We start from the raw sequence: 14843 nt of genomic DNA, 5'->3' as shown, positions 1-14843 counted from the left end.
TTGAGCGAAGCTCGATGCGCAGACCCGGGGATCCATGCCTCGCCGGTTCCGTTGCAGCATGGTCCAGAACTTGGCGCTCCTGCGACCATTCGCGACCATCCAGCCCGTCACCAACCGGCGAGGCATGGATTCCCGGGTCTCCCTCCGCTGCGCTCCGGTCGCCCGAGAATGACGAAATTGAGGTGGAGATCGCAGGTGGAGAGATTTCCGCATCGCCGAAACCGTTTCCCAAGCCCGATCAGCCAGTTGCGAAATACCCCCTCCGAACCCCGCCCCATTTTATCCACCCCCCTCCCGACCCGCGCGATAATCCCGCCGCCTTGACCAAATGGGCGCGGAGGATGCGATGGACTGGAAGGCCGCGATCGAGACGAACCGTCAGGCGCTGAAGCGCGTGCTGGCGGGCCTCGTGGCACTCGCCGGCATCGCCGGCGGCGGCGCGGACCGCACCATGCCGCGCGTTCTCCACCGCGCCGTGCTGCGGCTGCTGCGCCCGGCGGAAGCCGCCGCGCGGCGGCTGATCATCGTCGCCGCGCGTGACATGGCCCCACCGTCGACGCCCAAGGCGACGCCACCAGCGCCTGTCGTGCATCGCAAACCGGTGACACCGCCCTGTATGGTCCCGAAAGTCCCGGCCAGAACTCTGACCCTGCCGCTTTTCGATCCGCTGCCGCGATGGCGCGGACGCAGGCGGCCGGCAGCGCTCGGCGTGCCGCGCATCCGCGTTCCCGGTTTCAGCGCGCCGTCGATGGTCGCCTTGCGCCATCCGCCTCGGGCCGACGATCCGGTCGATGCCGCGCGGCTTACGCTGCGCCTGCAGGCGCTCGGTCGCGCGCTCGACGATCTGCCCGCCCACGCCCGCCGCTTCGCGCGCTGGCGCGCGGCCCGCGATGCCATAAACGCGCAAAACAGAAACCATGACGCCGCAGATGCGCGAAAGAGAGGCCGCGTCTGGCCGTTGCGTCCCGGCCGCCCGCCGGGCTGGCAGAAGCGGCCAACCCACGAGGTCCACGACGCGCTCGACACCCTCCATGGCCTGGCTCTCTGGGCGCTTGAGCCGCCCGACACGTCATGACGGCGCGGGACGGCGAAGGGATTCCTGAAATAGCCAGACCGGAAACGGGGCGTGGCAGCGAGGACGCGCGCCCAGGCCAACCATCACCATCGCGTCATCGACGCGCCCACGCGGAGCGTTCGGGCGTGAGCGAAACGAGCAACGGGGCGTGGCAGTGATGAGTGGTGGCCGAAAGCCAGAAGACGATAGAAAGAACCGCTCCACCTTGCCAATATCCACCCCTTGGGATACCCGCAGAGCATGACCATCACAGTCCGTTTCGCGCCGTCTCCGACCGGCCATATCCATATCGGCAACGCCCGAACGGCGCTGTTCAACTGGCTGTTCGCGCAGAAGCATGGCGGGCGCTTCATCCTGCGCTTCGACGACACCGATGTCGCGCGCTCCAAGCAGGAATATGCAGACCGGATCCAGGTCGATCTGCACTGGCTCGGCATCCGGCCCGATGTCACCGTGCACCAGTCGGCACGGTTCGACACCTATGCGGCGGCCGTCGAGCGGCTCAAGGCGGCGGGGCTGCTCTATCCGTGCTGGGAAACGCCGGAGGAACTGGAACGTCGCCGTGGCCTGCGGCTGGCGCGCAAGCTGCCACCGGTCTACGGCCGTGAGGCGCTGAAGCTGAGCGACGAGCAGAAGGCCGGGTTCGAGGCCGAAGGGCGCAAGCCGCACTGGCGGTTCCTGCTGCCCAACCATGCCGGCGATCCCTTCGCGCCGCAGCGCACCGAGGTCCATTGGGACGATGTGGTGCGCGGGCCGCAGACCGTCGATCTCGCCTCTATGTCGGACCCCGTGCTGGTGCGCGAGGACGGGACCTATCTCTACACGCTGCCCTCGGTGGTGGACGATATCGAGCTTGGCGTCACCCACGTCATTCGCGGCGACGACCACGTCACCAACACCGGCGCGCAGATCGCGCTTTTCCGCGCGCTCGCAGCCGAGCCGCCCGCCTTCGGACATCACAATCTGCTGACCACGGTCTCGGGCGAGGGGCTTTCCAAGCGCACAGGCGCGCTGTCGATCCGAAGCCTTGCGGAGCGCGGCATCGAGCCGATGGCGGTCGCATCGCTCGCCGTGCTGATCGGAACATCGGAGAGCGTGTCGGCGGTTCACACGATGGACGAGCTTGCCGCGCGATTCGAACCGCTGGCGACGTCGAAATCGGCGGCCAAGTTCGATCCGGCCGAGCTCGATACGCTCAACCGTTCGATCGTCCATGCGATGCCGTTTTCCGACGCGCGGGACAGATTGGTCGACATGGGCATCGAGGGCGATAAGGCCGAGCCGTTCTGGCTGGCTGTACGCGGAAACCTCGATCGGCTTGATGAGGCGCGCCCGTGGTGGCGGATCGTGACCGAGGGGCCGGAGCCCGTCGCGGAACGCTCGATGGAAGACACAGCCTTTCTCGACGCGGCATTCGACAACCTGCCGCCGGAGCCCTGGGACGGCATGACCTGGAAGGTCTGGACCGATCGGTTGAAGCAGTTGACCGGCCGCAAGGGCAAGGCGCTCTTCATGCCGCTGCGGCTTGCGCTTACGGGGCGAGAGGCTGGGCCGGAGCTCGCGGATCTGCTGCCGCTTCTGGGGCGGGCAGGAACGTTGGCCCGACGACCCTGACGGCGCGATTTCCCGTCTCTGGCCGGGGCGCTGGCGGATCGGCGCGTGCCGAGGCAGTCGACGGGGCTGCTGCCGGCGCGGGTTCCGGCATCTGCGGCTCCCGTTCCCGCGCATTGTCGGAACTGTAATCGCCGCCGATGACATCGAAGCCGCGCTGCGTCGGTGACGACGCGGATGCACCGCATCCGCATCCCGGCTGCGCCCCGTTCGGTTGGCGGTAGGCGAACGCATTGGTCATTTGCCTGTACGGTATGCCCGTGACGGCGGACACCATGTCCTCGGATTCCTCTCCCGGTGAGCGGTGATGGTGCAGTTCGACCTGCGTCCCCGGACACATTGCGGCGCAGGCCTGGGCATCGCGGCCGAACGAGGCGGGGCCGACGGAATAGGAAATCGGAAAATAATAGCCGTCGCATGTGCGGACGCACAGCGTGCGAAAATTGCCGCTCAGGCCCCCGGACCGCATGCCGCCGCCATTGGTGACGACCTGGCCGGCTGGCGGCTGATTGGAAGCAACGGGTTGCGGCGGCCGTGCTTCACGGCAGCCATTGGCGTTGATCGAGGCCAGAATGCGGGCGCGGTCTCGTCTGGCGTTGCCGCTCCCCATCGCGCGGCGCTTTTGCTGCAGATCCGCGAGATTGCGGTCCATGCGCTCGATCGTGGCATTGAGCGAGGCGCACTGGGCCACCGCCCGTCCCATGATCGCGCGTCCGCAACCTGCCTGCTGGGCCTGCCCACGGGCCTTGCTCATCTGCTCCAGTTGACGTGCGATCGCTGCGTCGAAACGCTGGGCTTGCTGGCCACCCGAGCCTGACGGAACGGCTGCAAGTTGCGCCTCGAGCTGGCGGCAGGTCTTCGTCCCGGATTGCGCCTGCGCGGCCGTGCATGTCGCGGCAAACAACACTGCGCCCAGCATTCGCCAGGCCAGACGCCGAAATCCATGCCGAATGCCGCCCGCTACCATGCAGCAAGGCATAGCAGCAGGCGGTTAAGGTACTGTTTACCCTGCTCGCGGGCGAGTTTTAGGCTGTCTCTTCGGGCTTCGAACTCGCCTCGACGACGGCCAGGGCCGTCATGTTGACCACGCCGCGCGACGTCACGGACGGCGTCAGGATATGCGCCGGCCGCGCGGTGCCGAGCAGGATCGGTCCGACATGCAGCGCATCGGTCATCGTCTTGATGGTGGTCAGCGTGATGTTTGCGGCATCGAGGTTCGGGAACACCAGCAGGTTCGCTTCGTCGGTGAGCGTCGAATGCGGAAAGACCCGCTGGCGAAGGGCCGCCGACAGCGCCGAGTCGCCATGCATCTCGCCGTCGGCTTCGAGGTCGGGCGCGATGCGTTTCAGGATGCCGGCGGCCTCACGCATCTTGAGCGCGCTCGCCGAATCGCGCGAGCCGAAATTCGAGTGGGACAGGAGTGCCGCCTTCGGCGTCAGGCCGAACCGCCGGATTTCCTCGGCGGCAAGCACCGTCATCTCGGCGATCTCGTGTGCCGACGGATCGACCGTCACATAGGTGTCCGTGAAGAAGGTGACGCCGCGCTGGGAGATCAGCATAGACAGGGCCGAGAGGTCGGCGACACCCTCGCGCCGGCCGATGATCAGGTCGACATTGCGCAGATGGCGCTCGAAGCGTCCTTCAAGGCCGCAGATCATTGCGTCCGCCTCGTCGCGCATCATCGCGAGGGCGGCGATCACCGTGTTGTTGGTGCGAACCATCGTCCGCGCCGCTTCCTGCGTCACGCCGCGCCGGCCGCCGAGATTGATCAGCAGGTCGACATAGTGGCGATAGCGCGGGTCGTCTTCGGGATTGATGATCTCGAAATCCACGCCGGGGCGGATGCGCAGTCCGTAGCGCTTGAGCCGAACCTCGATGACGTGCGGGCGGCCGATGAGGATCGGCTTGGCGATCTCCTCCTCGAGCGCTACCTGTGCCGCGCGCAGCACGCGCTCGTCCTCGCCATCGGCATAGACGACCCGCTTGGCGCCGGCGTTCTTGGCCGCCGAGAACACCGGCTTCATGATCAGGCCCGAGCGGAACACGAAGCGGTTCAGCCGGTCGACATAAGCGCCCATGTCCTCGATCGGGCGCGTGGCGACGCCGCTTTCGGCGGCTGCCCGCGCGACTGCCGGCGCGATCCGCAGGATAAGCCGCGGATCGAATGGCGAGGGAATGAGGAAATCCGGTCCGAAGATCGGCGTCTCGCTCGAATAGGCGCGCGCGGCCACATCCGAAGGCTCCTCGCGCGCCAGTGCGGCGATGGCCCGGACGGCGGCCATCTTCATTTCCTCGTTGATCGCCGTTGCGCCGACGTCGAGCGCGCCGCGGAAGATGTAGGGGAAGCAGAGGACGTTGTTGACCTGGTTCGGAAAATCCGACCGGCCGGTGCAGATCATCGCGTCTGGACGTGCGGCGCGCGCAAGGTCGGGCATGATCTCGGGAACCGGGTTGGCAAGCGCAAGGATCAGCGGCTTCTCGGCCATTTCGGACAGGAGTTCCGGTTTCAGAACGCCTGCGGCGGACAGTCCCAGAAACACGTCCGCCCCGCCGATCACCTCTGCCAGCGTGCGGGCGTTGGTGTCCTTGACGTAAGGGTCCTTCCAGCGGTCCATTTCCTCGACGCGGCCGACATGGGCGACGCCGAAACGGTCGGTAACCCAGATATTGTCGCGGCTGGCGCCCAGCGAGACGAGCAGATTGAGGCAGGCGAGTGCCGCCGCGCCAGCGCCGGAGGTGACGATCTTGACGTCGCCGATCGCCTTGCCCGCAAGCTCGATGCCGTTGAGCACGGCGGCTGCTACGATGATCGCCGTTCCATGCTGGTCGTCATGGAAGACGGGGATGTTCATCCGCGCCTTGAGACGCTCCTCGATCTCGAAGCATTCCGGGGCCTTGATGTCTTCGAGATTGATGCCGCCGAAGGTGGGTTCGAGCGCTGCCACCGTATCGACCATGCGGTCGATCTCAGGCGTGTCCATCTCGATGTCGAAGACGTCGATGCCGGCGAATTTCTTGAAGAGGACGGCCTTGCCCTCCATCACAGGCTTCGATGCGAGCGCGCCGATATTGCCGAGCCCGAGGACTGCCGTGCCGTTGCTGATGACCGCCACCAGATTGGCGCGCGCCGTGTAGTAGGCGGCGGTTGCGGGATCGTCGTGGATGGCGAGGCAGGGCGCGGCGACGCCGGGCGAGTAGGCGAGCGCCAGATCGCGCTGGTTTCCGAGCGGCTTGGTCGCCTGGATTTCCAGCTTACCGGGGTTCGGATACCGGTGATAGAAGAGCGCGCCCTCGTCGAGATCCTTGCTGTCTGCGCTCATTCTGTCCGCTGCCCCTCGTTGTCTAAAGTGCGGACGGCCACGTCGATGGGCCGCCCGCCTTGTCGGTCTTTATCGTGAAACGACCTTCTGGCGCTGTTCGCCGAGACCCGCAATGCCCAGATGCATCACTTCGCCTTCTTTCAGGAAGCGCTGCGGCTTCATGCCGAGCCCGACGCCGGGCGGCGTACCGGTGGTGATCACGTCACCGGGCTCCAGAACCATGAATTCCGAGAGATACGACACGATGTGCGCGGCCGAGAAGATCATCGTCGACGTGTTGCCCGTCTGGGCACGCTTTCCGTCGATGTCGAGGAACATGTCGAGCGCCTGCACGTCGGGGATTTCGTCGCGCGTCACGATCCAGGGGCCGAGCGGTCCGAAGGTGGGCGCGCTCTTGCCCTTCATCCACTGGCCGCCGCGTTCGGCCTGATATTCGCGTTCCGAGACGTCGTTGCACACGGCATAGCCGAGCACGTGGTCAAGTGCGTTCGCTTCCTCGACATAGTCGCAGCGGGTGCCGATGACGATGGCGAGTTCGACTTCCCAATCCAGCTTCTTGGAGCCGCGTGGGATCAGAACGTCGTCGTTCGGGCCGCACAGGCTGCTCGGAGCCTTCGAGAACACGATCGGCTCGGACGGGATCGCCATGCCCGATTCGGCGGCGTGGTCGGCATAATTGAGGCCGATCGCGATGAAATGGCCGATGCGGCTGACCGGCGCGCCGATACGAACCCCGTCGGGTGCTGCGGGCAGCGATGCGAGATCGACCGCGCGCAGCGCGTCGATGAGGTGCGGCGACAGGGTCTCCGGTCCGTAGTCGGAAACGACAGAGGACACATCGCGAATGATTCCGGCCTTGTCCACGACGCCGGGCTTCTCGCTGCCGGCCGCGCCAAATCTTATGAGTTTCAAGAAATTACCTCCCTGTGTTGATGTCGTTTGCGCGCGTGGCGTGCCGTCTGAGGCTGGTCGTTGCCTGCGTTCCAATCGATTGCTGCATGAAGCGGATGGCAAGCCGCGCACCGGTGTGTCGGCTGCCCCTGGAAGGCTGTGCGGCCGTCATATGAGGGCCGCTTCGCGATGCCCGTCCAGTCCTCTCATGCGATTCATGCGTCCTACTCAATTCGGCGCGCAAAACTAGCCGCCGACGTCCTGATGCACAACCGTCATCACACTGTGACATGAATCGGGGCATGGAGGCGCCGACAGACGAAACGGATCGCGCCATGTCTCCCAGCCTGCCTCGCAAATTCCGAACGATCTTCATCTCCGACGTCCATCTCGGATCGAAGGTCGCCAAGGCGGAATTTCTGATCGATTTTCTGCGCAATCACGAGGCTGAGGAAATCTATCTCGTGGGCGATATCATCGACGGATGGCGTCTGCGTCGGTCCTGGCACTGGCCGCAGGCGCATAACGATGTCGTCCAGAAGCTGCTGCGCCAGGCGCGCAAGGGGGCCAAAATCACCTATGTCGCGGGCAACCACGACGAATTCCTGCGCGGATTCCAGGGCACGCATTTCGGCGGCATCGTCGTTGTGGACAGGGCGATCCATGTCGCGGCGGATGGAAGACGCTATCTGGTGATCCACGGCGATCAGTTCGACGCGATCGTGAACGACGTGCGCTGGATCGCCTATCTGGGCGATCGCGCCTACGATTTCGCCATCGTCATCAACCGTGCGATTGCCCTGCTTCGGCGCATGACGGGGCGACCCTACTGGTCGTTCTCGTCCTGGGCGAAGCTGAAGGTGAAGAAGGCCGTCAATTTCATCGGCAATTTTCGCACCGTCCTGACGCAGGAAGCCATGCGCAGCGACGTGCAGGGCGTGATCTGCGGCCACATCCATCACGCCGAGATCACCGACATCGACGACGTACGCTACATCAACACCGGCGACTGGACGGAAAGCTGCACTGCCGTCGTCGAGCATTTTGACGGGCGGTTCGAAATCCTGCAATGGACGCAGGCGGACGGGACGCAACTTGCCCCAGCGCGCCTCGTTCCTGTTGCTCTCGATGCTCTGCGCGAGGAAGCCGCCTGATTCAGCATTTCGCGGCTAAGGATCCCGCGCTAGATTGATGCGCCATTCCGGCTTCTGATTCCGCAGAAGATCTTTCCAGAAATGTCGCTGCCGCCGCTTACGCCGGACCAGTTGGTCAAACCGCGTCATTTCGAATTGCGGATCGCGTTGCTGTTCGCGGCGCTCTACATTCCGGCCGGCATCCACCTGCCGTATTTTCCGCTCTGGCTCGCCGAGGCCGGTTTCGGGCCGGGCGAGATCGCGGTGATCCTTTCCGCGCCGATGTTCCTGCGCGTTCTCACCACTCCGCTCATCACGGCCTATGCGGACAAGGCTTCCGATCGCGCCAACGTGCTTCTCGGGCTCGTTGCCGTGTCTGTTATGGCCTCGCTGGGCTACTTCCTGACGCCGGCCTATGGGGTGGTGCTCGGCGTCTCGCTTGTGCTGGCCATCGTCTGGACGCCGCATGCGCCGCTGACCGATTCGCTGGCGCTCTCGGGTGTGCGGCGCTTCGGTTGCGACTATTCGCGGATGCGCGTCTGGGGTTCTGCGGCCTTCTTCATCGCGAATTTCGCCGGCGGGCTCGTGCTGGCCTCGACGGGCGCGGGGTCCGTGCCGGTCATGATCACCGCCGGCCTGGCGCTGACGCTGGCTGCCGCCCTGTTCGCGCCGAGGCTCGGTCGTCCCCGACTGCCGTCACCGCTCTCCGCCGCATCGCTGCAGGATGCCGGCCCGGCGCTGTTTTCGCGTCGCTTCATGCTGTTTGCCGTCGGCGCGGGGCTCGTCGCCGCCAGCCATGCCCTGGTCTACAGCTTCGGCTCTATCTACTGGCGCTCCATCGGTATCTCTGAAGCGATGGTCGGGCTGTTATGGGCCTGGGCCGTTGTCGCCGAGGTCGCGGTTTTTGCCGCGTTTCCGAGACTTTTCGCGCGCTCTACCGCAGGCGGCCTCCTGACCATGGCGGGCATTGCAGCGGTCATTCGCTGGACGGCGTTTCCGCTGATCTGGCCGATCGGCCTCGACGTCGCGGGTTTCCTGGTTGCGCAATCGCTGCACGGCTTTTCGACCGGGCTGGTCCTTCTCGGCGTCCAGAAGATGATCGCAGAGACCGTTCCCGACCACCGCTTCGGCGCGGCGATCGGTGTCGCGTTTTTCGCCAACGGGTTCTGCATGGCCGCCCTGACGCTGGTGTCCGGATCGATCTACGCGCAGATGGGCCCGGATGGCTTCTACGTCATGGCGCTCGTGGCCGGGCTCGGGCTCTGCCTCGTTCTTCTGGCGCGCCGTTCAGCCCCAGAGCGACGGCTCGGGCGGTGACACGAGCGATCCTTCGTATGTGAGCGGATTCGGCCTGTCGCGGGCCAGCAGAAGCGGGCCGTCGAGATCCACGAAGTCGGCGTCCTGCGCGAGAAGCACGGCCGGCGCCATGGCCAGCGACGTGCCCACCATGCAGCCCACCATGACGCCGAAGCCCAGTTCGCGGGCGCGTTCGCGCAGGACGAGGGCCGCCGTCAGGCCGCCCGTCTTGTCCAGCTTGATGTTGACGGCATCGTAGAGGCCCAGCAATTCGGAAAGGCTTTCCGCCGTGTGGACGCTCTCATCGGCGCAGATGGGGACCGGATGCGGGATCGACCGCAGGATTTCGTCCTTGCCCTGCGGCAGCGGCTGCTCGATCAAGGCGATGCGCGCCTTTGCGGCCGCGAGCAGATGGTCGCGGATGTTGTCCTCGCTCCAGCCTTCGTTCGCGTCGAGGATGATGCGGCTGTTCGGCGCTGCCGCCGCAATCGCCTCGATCCGCGCGATATCGTCGGATGTGCCGACCTTTACCTTGAGAAGCGGGCGCTGCGCATGCTTGCGCGCCGCTGCGGCCATCTCTTCGGGTTCGCCCAGCGAGATCGTATAGGCGGTCGTCAGGCTGGCTGGATCGGCGATCCCGAGGCGCGTGGCGGCGCGTGTGCCGCTCTGCTTCGCTTCGAGGTCCCACAACGCGCAATCGACGGCATTGCGGGCGGCGCCGGCTTTCATGGCGCCGAGAAGGTCGTCGCGGCCGATGCCGTCGGCGATCTGCCCAGCGACGGCCTCGATGGCGTCTCGGACGCTTTCCAGCGTCTCTCCGTACCGCGCATAAGGCACGCATTCGCCATGTCCGCTATGTGCGCCATCGCTGATCTTGCAGGTGATGACGGCGGCTTCGGTCTTGGATCCGCGCGAAATGGTAAAGGCCGCAGCGAGCGGAAACCGCTCGGCTTCGACAAAAAGGTCACGCTTCATCCAAGAACTCCATTTCGAACCATCGTCGGCACCGAGACAAAGTGACAGCCACGGTGCGACCCATTATGACAAGCGGGATGTTGACCAAAGAGCCACCGGAAGCAAGTGACAAGGCGCAGGCCGTGCAGGACCAGGCGCCCGAGGTCGATGTGCAGGAAGGCAACGGCCGTACCGCGTGGACGCTTTCGGGCGTGTGGAACACGCGTTCCATTGGATCGATCGATGCCACGATGCGCAAACTCGAAGCGGCACCCGCCGGTGACGACATCGTGATCGACATCAATGCCGTCCAGAAGATGGATACCGCCGGTGCGTGGCTGATCGAGCGCCTGGCGGCCGTGCGCCGTGCCGGCGGCTCTCGCGTGGATATCGTCGGCGCCTCGGCCGCCGCCGAAATCCTCCTGCCGGCTGTCAGGGAGGCTATCGACGGGCGCGATGGCCTGACCTATCCGAAGCAGCCGATGTTCATCCTTCGGTGGCTGGAGTTCATCGGGCGCACCATGCACAACGCATGGAAGGACATCGTCTTTTCCCTTTACATCCTCGGTTCCACGATCCGTGGTGCCCAGATGAAGCTGGGGCGCGGACATGCGGTGAACCCGGCCGCGATCTTTCACCAGATCGACCGCATGGGCGTCGGCGCAATTCCGGTCGTGGTGCTGATGTCCTCGATCGTCGGCGCGATCGTCGCGCAGCAGGGCGCCTATCAGCTTCGCTATTTCGGTGCCGAAATCTTCATCGTCGATCTGGTCGGCATCCTGTCGCTGCGCGAGCTCGGCGTGCTCCTGACCGCGATCATGGTGGCAGGCCGCTCCGGCAGCGCGATCACCGCCGAGATAGGGTCGATGAAGATGCGCGAGGAGGTCGATGCGCTCAAGGTGATCGGCCTCAATCCCGTCGGCGTCCTGGTCTTCCCGCGCCTCGTGGCGCTGGTGATCGCGGTTCCGTGCCTGACGATCATCGCGAACGGTGCGTCGCTGGGGGGCGCGATGGCTGTCGCGTGGACCTATTCCGGCATTCCGCCCGAAGCGTTCGTCGACCGCCTCAAGGAGAGCATCGACCTTTCCACCATCTTCGCGGGCCTTATTAAGGCGCCATTCATGGCATTGATCATCGGTATCATTGCGTCCGTGGAGGGCATGAAGGTTGGGGGAAGCGCGGAATCGCTCGGTCGTCACGTCACGTCGTCGGTGGTCAAGGCGATCTTCGTCGTGATCGTGCTCGACGGCCTGTTTGCGATGTTCTACGTCGCGATCGATTTCTGAGCCCGTATTCATGACGCAGGCAGCAATCCAGCACGAAGAGGACAGGGACGCCGCCGCGCCGCAACAGGCGCAGGAGGGGCGTGAGGTCATTCTCTCGGTTCGCGACGTGACCGTCGCTTTCGGCGACAACGTGGTTCTCGACAAGCTGTCGCTCGATGTCTATCGCGGCGAAATCCTGGGCTTTGTGGGCGCGTCCGGCACCGGCAAGTCGGTGCTTTTGCGCACCGTTCTCGGCCTGATTCCCAAGCAATCCGGCACGGTGAAGCTGTTCGACGTCGATCTCGATACGGTGAGCGAGCAGGACCGTTTCGAGGTGGATATGCGCCAGGGCGTGTTGTTCCAGCATGGCGCGCTCTTCTCCGCGTTGACGGTCAAGGAGAACATCCAGGTGCCGATGCGGGAGTATCTCGACCTGCCGCAGGTCCTGATGGACGAGCTTGCGATGCTGAAGCTGGAACTCGTCGGGTTGCAGCCGGATGCCGGCGACAAGTTTCCATCCGAGCTTTCGGGCGGGATGATCAAGCGCGCGGCACTCGCGCGGGCGCTGGCGCTCGATCCCGACATCGTTTTCCTCGACGAGCCGACCTCGGGTCTCGATCCGATCGGCGCGGCGGATTTCGACGATCTCGTGGCGAAGCTGCGCGATACGATGGGCCTCACGGTCTACATGGTGACGCACGATCTCGACAGCCTGTTCTCCGTCTGCGACCGCATCGCGGTGCTCGGGCAGAAGAAGGTTCTGGTCGACGGGACCGTCGAGGACATGATGCACGTCGACGACCCCTGGGTTAAATCGTACTTCCGCGGCAAGCGGGCGCGACAGATTGACCTTTCGGCCAGACAGCCGAAAGCATAGGAAGATCGCATGGAGACTAGAGCAAACTACGTTGTTGTCGGCATTTTCACGGTTGTCGCCGTGCTTGCCGCATTCGGTTTCGTCTACTGGACCTCCAATCTGGGGGATCGTGGAGACGTGTCGACGCTTCGGTTCAGGATTCCGGGTTCCGCATCCGGTCTGGGGCAGGGCAGTGCCGTTCTCTTCAACGGTATCCGCGTCGGCAACGTCACGCGGGTCTACATCGACGTCTCGAACCCGACCGTCGCGATCGCGGATGCGCAGGTCGACCGGCTGACGCCCATCACGCAATCGACGCAGGCCGATGTGGGTCTCGCCGGCCTCACGACCGGCCAGGCGAATATCGAGCTGCGTGGCGGCAACCCGGCCGAACCGAACCTGCTGGAACTTGCCGAGGCCGAAGGCACGATCGCGGAGATGACCGCGAACCCGTCCGCGGTGACCAACCTGCTCGAGAGCGCGCAGAACATATTCCGCCGTGCCGATGCGGTGCTGGGTGAACTGGAAGGCTTCGCTAGCGACGCGCGCGGCCCGCTGACCCAGACCCTGCGCAATGTCGAGCAGTTCTCGGAGGCGCTTGGGCGCAACGCGGACGGCATCGATCGTTTCCTGGAGAGCGTGGCCGGCCTGTCCGAGACGCTTGCCGGCGTGTCCGGCCAGCTCGAATCGTCCCTTGTGGCGGTAGAGGACCTCTTGAAGGCGGTCGATCGTGATCAGGTGGCCTCCACGGTCACGAACATCGAGCAGTTCACGCAGCGCCTGAACGAGGCGAGCGGCGGATTGGGGGAAACGATGGCCGGCGTCAACAAGACGATCGATTCCATCTCGCGGTTCTCGACCTCGGCGAACGAGACGCTGGCGCAGATCACCAAAATCATCTCGGGCGTCGATCCGGCAACACTGCGCACCGCGCTCACCAATTTCGAGCAGGCGAGCGTCAGCGTGAATTCGGCGGCCAACGACGTCACCAAGGTAACCGAGAAATTCGGCGCGCGCGCCGAGGACATTGACGGGATCATCACCGATGCCCAGCAGCTCGCGGCGAAGCTGAACCAGGCGTCCACGCGTGTCGACGGCGTTCTGGCCAAGGTCGACAACCTGCTCGGATCGGGTGAGGCGGAAGGCGTGATGGCCGACGCCAGCGAGACGCTGAAGGCGTTCCGCGAAGTTGCGGACACGCTGAATGCCCGCATGGGCACGATCACGGACGGTCTTGCCCGTTTCTCGGGCCAGGGTTTGCGCGAGGTCGAGGGACTGGTGCGCGACAGCCGGCGCTCGATCACGCGCATCGAGCAGGCGATCACCGATCTGGAACGCAATCCGCAGCGCATCATCACCGGCGGCAGCGGCGAAGTCAGGCAGTATGACGGGCGGACGCGGCGTTGACATTGCCGCGCCGCACCTCCAAAAGTTAACGAAATTTCAACGGCCTGACGCATGCGCGTTCAGCGGGATCAGTGCAGTGATGGTGAGCAAGAATCTACGGGCATGTGCGCTTGGCGCGCTTCTCCTGCCTGGATGCGCAGCCCTTCCAGGCGGTGGTCCGGCGCCACTCGATACATACGATCTGACCGCCAGCGCCACGGCCGTGTCTGGTCCTCAGCGCGCGCGCACGCAGGTTCTGGTGGCGGAGCCGACGGCGCTGAAGGTTCTCGACGGCGAGAATCTCGTCATTCGTCCATCGGCATCGTCGATCGAGTTTCTGTCCGGCGCGCAATGGGCAGATCGCCTGCCGCGCATCGTCCAGGCAAGGCTCGTCGAATCGCTTCAGGCCACCGGTCGCTTCGGCGGCGTCGGCAAGCCGGGCGAGGGGCTGGCGATCGACTACCAGATCGTCACAGAAATCCGCGCGTTCGAAATCCGCGTCGGCGGTGGGGGGCGCGCAGAGGTCGGCCTGTTCGTGAAGCTCCTCAACGATCGCAACGGCGTCGTGCGCGCGTCACGTGCCTTCCAGGCAACCTCGCCGGTCAGCGGTACGGGGAACGAAGCCTATGTCCAGGCGCTCGACCGCGCGTTCGCGCAGGCTTCGGGCGAACTCGTGTCCTGGGTTCTGTCCTCGATCTGATCAGGAAGCGCCGCAATTGCGGCGCTGCATCGAGCGGTTCATCGCGGTGATTTCTCCGATGGCGACCGCCTTGGCACGTTCTTCAGCGCTGCGACCATCCGGTATGAAGACGCCGAATCCCGGTGTCGCGGATTGCGACTGCGGCTGACGCACCACATTCGTCGCCAGGCCGTGGCGGGCGGCAAGCGCATTGCGCTGGCTGGCCAGCGCTCCGCACGCGACGTTGTCATAGTTCGTCGATGCCACGACTTCCGCCTCCCGCTGGACCGCGACCGAGTTGGTGCAGCCGGCGCATGCCGCGGCGACGATGAGTGTGACAAGTATGGTGCGCATGGTTGTCCGGCTCCAGTCAGTCC

The 14843-nt window shown here is 65.1% G+C and carries 13 protein-coding genes; 8 read left to right on the top strand and 5 right to left on the bottom strand.

Annotation, left to right across the window (positions count from 1 at the left end; translation table 11 throughout):
- The first annotated feature begins 346 nt into the window (after window positions 1-346).
- Both AAFN55_RS14470 and gltX read left to right on the top strand, forming a co-directional pair.
- Window positions 347-1075, top strand: a complete 729-nt coding sequence (locus AAFN55_RS14470; protein WP_347799535.1) for a hypothetical protein — start codon at window positions 347-349, stop codon at window positions 1073-1075.
- A 240-nt stretch (window positions 1076-1315) separates the two neighbouring features.
- On the top strand, window positions 1316-2689 hold the full coding sequence (gene gltX, locus AAFN55_RS14465) for a glutamate--tRNA ligase (protein WP_347799534.1): 1374 nt from the start codon (window positions 1316-1318) through the stop codon (window positions 2687-2689).
- Here gltX and AAFN55_RS14460 read toward each other — a convergent pair.
- From AAFN55_RS14460 to AAFN55_RS14450, 3 genes are all read right to left on the bottom strand, one after another.
- Window positions 2607-3605 carry a DUF2865 domain-containing protein gene (locus AAFN55_RS14460; protein ID WP_347799533.1) on the bottom strand — a complete coding sequence of 333 codons (999 nt, stop codon included), beginning with the start codon at window positions 3603-3605 and terminating at the stop codon, window positions 2607-2609. The two genes, gltX and AAFN55_RS14460, sit on opposite strands and share 83 nt — an antisense overlap.
- Before the next feature lie 106 nt (window positions 3606-3711).
- Window positions 3712-6006 carry an NADP-dependent malic enzyme gene (locus tag AAFN55_RS14455; protein ID WP_347799532.1) on the bottom strand — a complete coding sequence of 765 codons (2295 nt, stop codon included), beginning with the start codon at window positions 6004-6006 and terminating at the stop codon, window positions 3712-3714.
- Between the two features lie 69 nt (window positions 6007-6075).
- Entirely contained in the window at window positions 6076-6918 is an 843-nt protein-coding gene (locus AAFN55_RS14450; protein ID WP_347799531.1) for a fumarylacetoacetate hydrolase family protein, read from the bottom strand.
- A gap of 314 nt (window positions 6919-7232) precedes the next feature.
- Here AAFN55_RS14450 and AAFN55_RS14445 point away from each other — a divergent pair, with 314 nt between their 5' ends.
- Both AAFN55_RS14445 and AAFN55_RS14440 read left to right on the top strand, forming a co-directional pair.
- Complete coding sequence (locus tag AAFN55_RS14445) at window positions 7233-8051, top strand: UDP-2,3-diacylglucosamine diphosphatase (protein WP_347800267.1); 819 nt, start codon at window positions 7233-7235, stop codon at window positions 8049-8051.
- 81 nt (window positions 8052-8132) lie between these two features.
- Window positions 8133-9347 carry an MFS transporter gene (locus AAFN55_RS14440; protein WP_347799530.1) on the top strand — a complete coding sequence of 405 codons (1215 nt, stop codon included), beginning with the start codon at window positions 8133-8135 and terminating at the stop codon, window positions 9345-9347.
- Here the strand turns inward: AAFN55_RS14440 and dgcA are convergent.
- The gene (gene dgcA, locus AAFN55_RS14435) at window positions 9318-10301 is read right to left on the bottom strand and encodes an N-acetyl-D-Glu racemase DgcA (protein WP_347799529.1); all 984 of its coding nucleotides are present in this window, start codon (window positions 10299-10301) and stop codon (window positions 9318-9320) included. The genes AAFN55_RS14440 and dgcA overlap by 30 nt on opposite strands.
- Before the next feature lie 77 nt (window positions 10302-10378).
- Between dgcA and AAFN55_RS14430 the strand changes: the two genes are divergently transcribed.
- The 4 genes from AAFN55_RS14430 to AAFN55_RS14415 all read left to right on the top strand — a co-directional run bounded on the left by AAFN55_RS14430 (window position 10379) and on the right by AAFN55_RS14415 (window position 14487).
- Window positions 10379-11566, top strand: coding sequence for an MlaE family lipid ABC transporter permease subunit (locus tag AAFN55_RS14430; protein WP_347799528.1), 1188 nt, complete (start codon window positions 10379-10381; stop codon window positions 11564-11566).
- A 10-nt stretch (window positions 11567-11576) separates the two neighbouring features.
- Window positions 11577-12422 carry an ABC transporter ATP-binding protein gene (locus AAFN55_RS14425; protein WP_347799527.1) on the top strand — a complete coding sequence of 282 codons (846 nt, stop codon included), beginning with the start codon at window positions 11577-11579 and terminating at the stop codon, window positions 12420-12422.
- A 9-nt stretch (window positions 12423-12431) separates the two neighbouring features.
- On the top strand, window positions 12432-13808 hold the full coding sequence (locus tag AAFN55_RS14420) for an MlaD family protein (protein ID WP_347799526.1): 1377 nt from the start codon (window positions 12432-12434) through the stop codon (window positions 13806-13808).
- A 79-nt stretch (window positions 13809-13887) separates the two neighbouring features.
- Entirely contained in the window at window positions 13888-14487 is a 600-nt protein-coding gene (locus tag AAFN55_RS14415) for an ABC-type transport auxiliary lipoprotein family protein (RefSeq protein WP_347799525.1), read from the top strand.
- Here AAFN55_RS14415 and AAFN55_RS14410 read toward each other — a convergent pair whose 3' ends face one another.
- Window positions 14488-14820: a hypothetical protein gene (locus tag AAFN55_RS14410; protein WP_347799524.1), complete on the bottom strand. Its 333-nt coding sequence runs from the start codon at window positions 14818-14820 to the stop codon at window positions 14488-14490. It abuts the gene before it with no gap.
- Window positions 14821-14843 lie beyond the last annotated feature (23 nt).

Source organism: Mesorhizobium sp. CAU 1732, from assembly GCF_039888675.1.
GTDB lineage: Bacteria > Pseudomonadota > Alphaproteobacteria > Rhizobiales > Rhizobiaceae > Aerobium.
The sequence above is the reverse complement of the archived record's forward strand: the minus strand, read 5'-3'. Positions and strand labels throughout refer to the sequence as shown.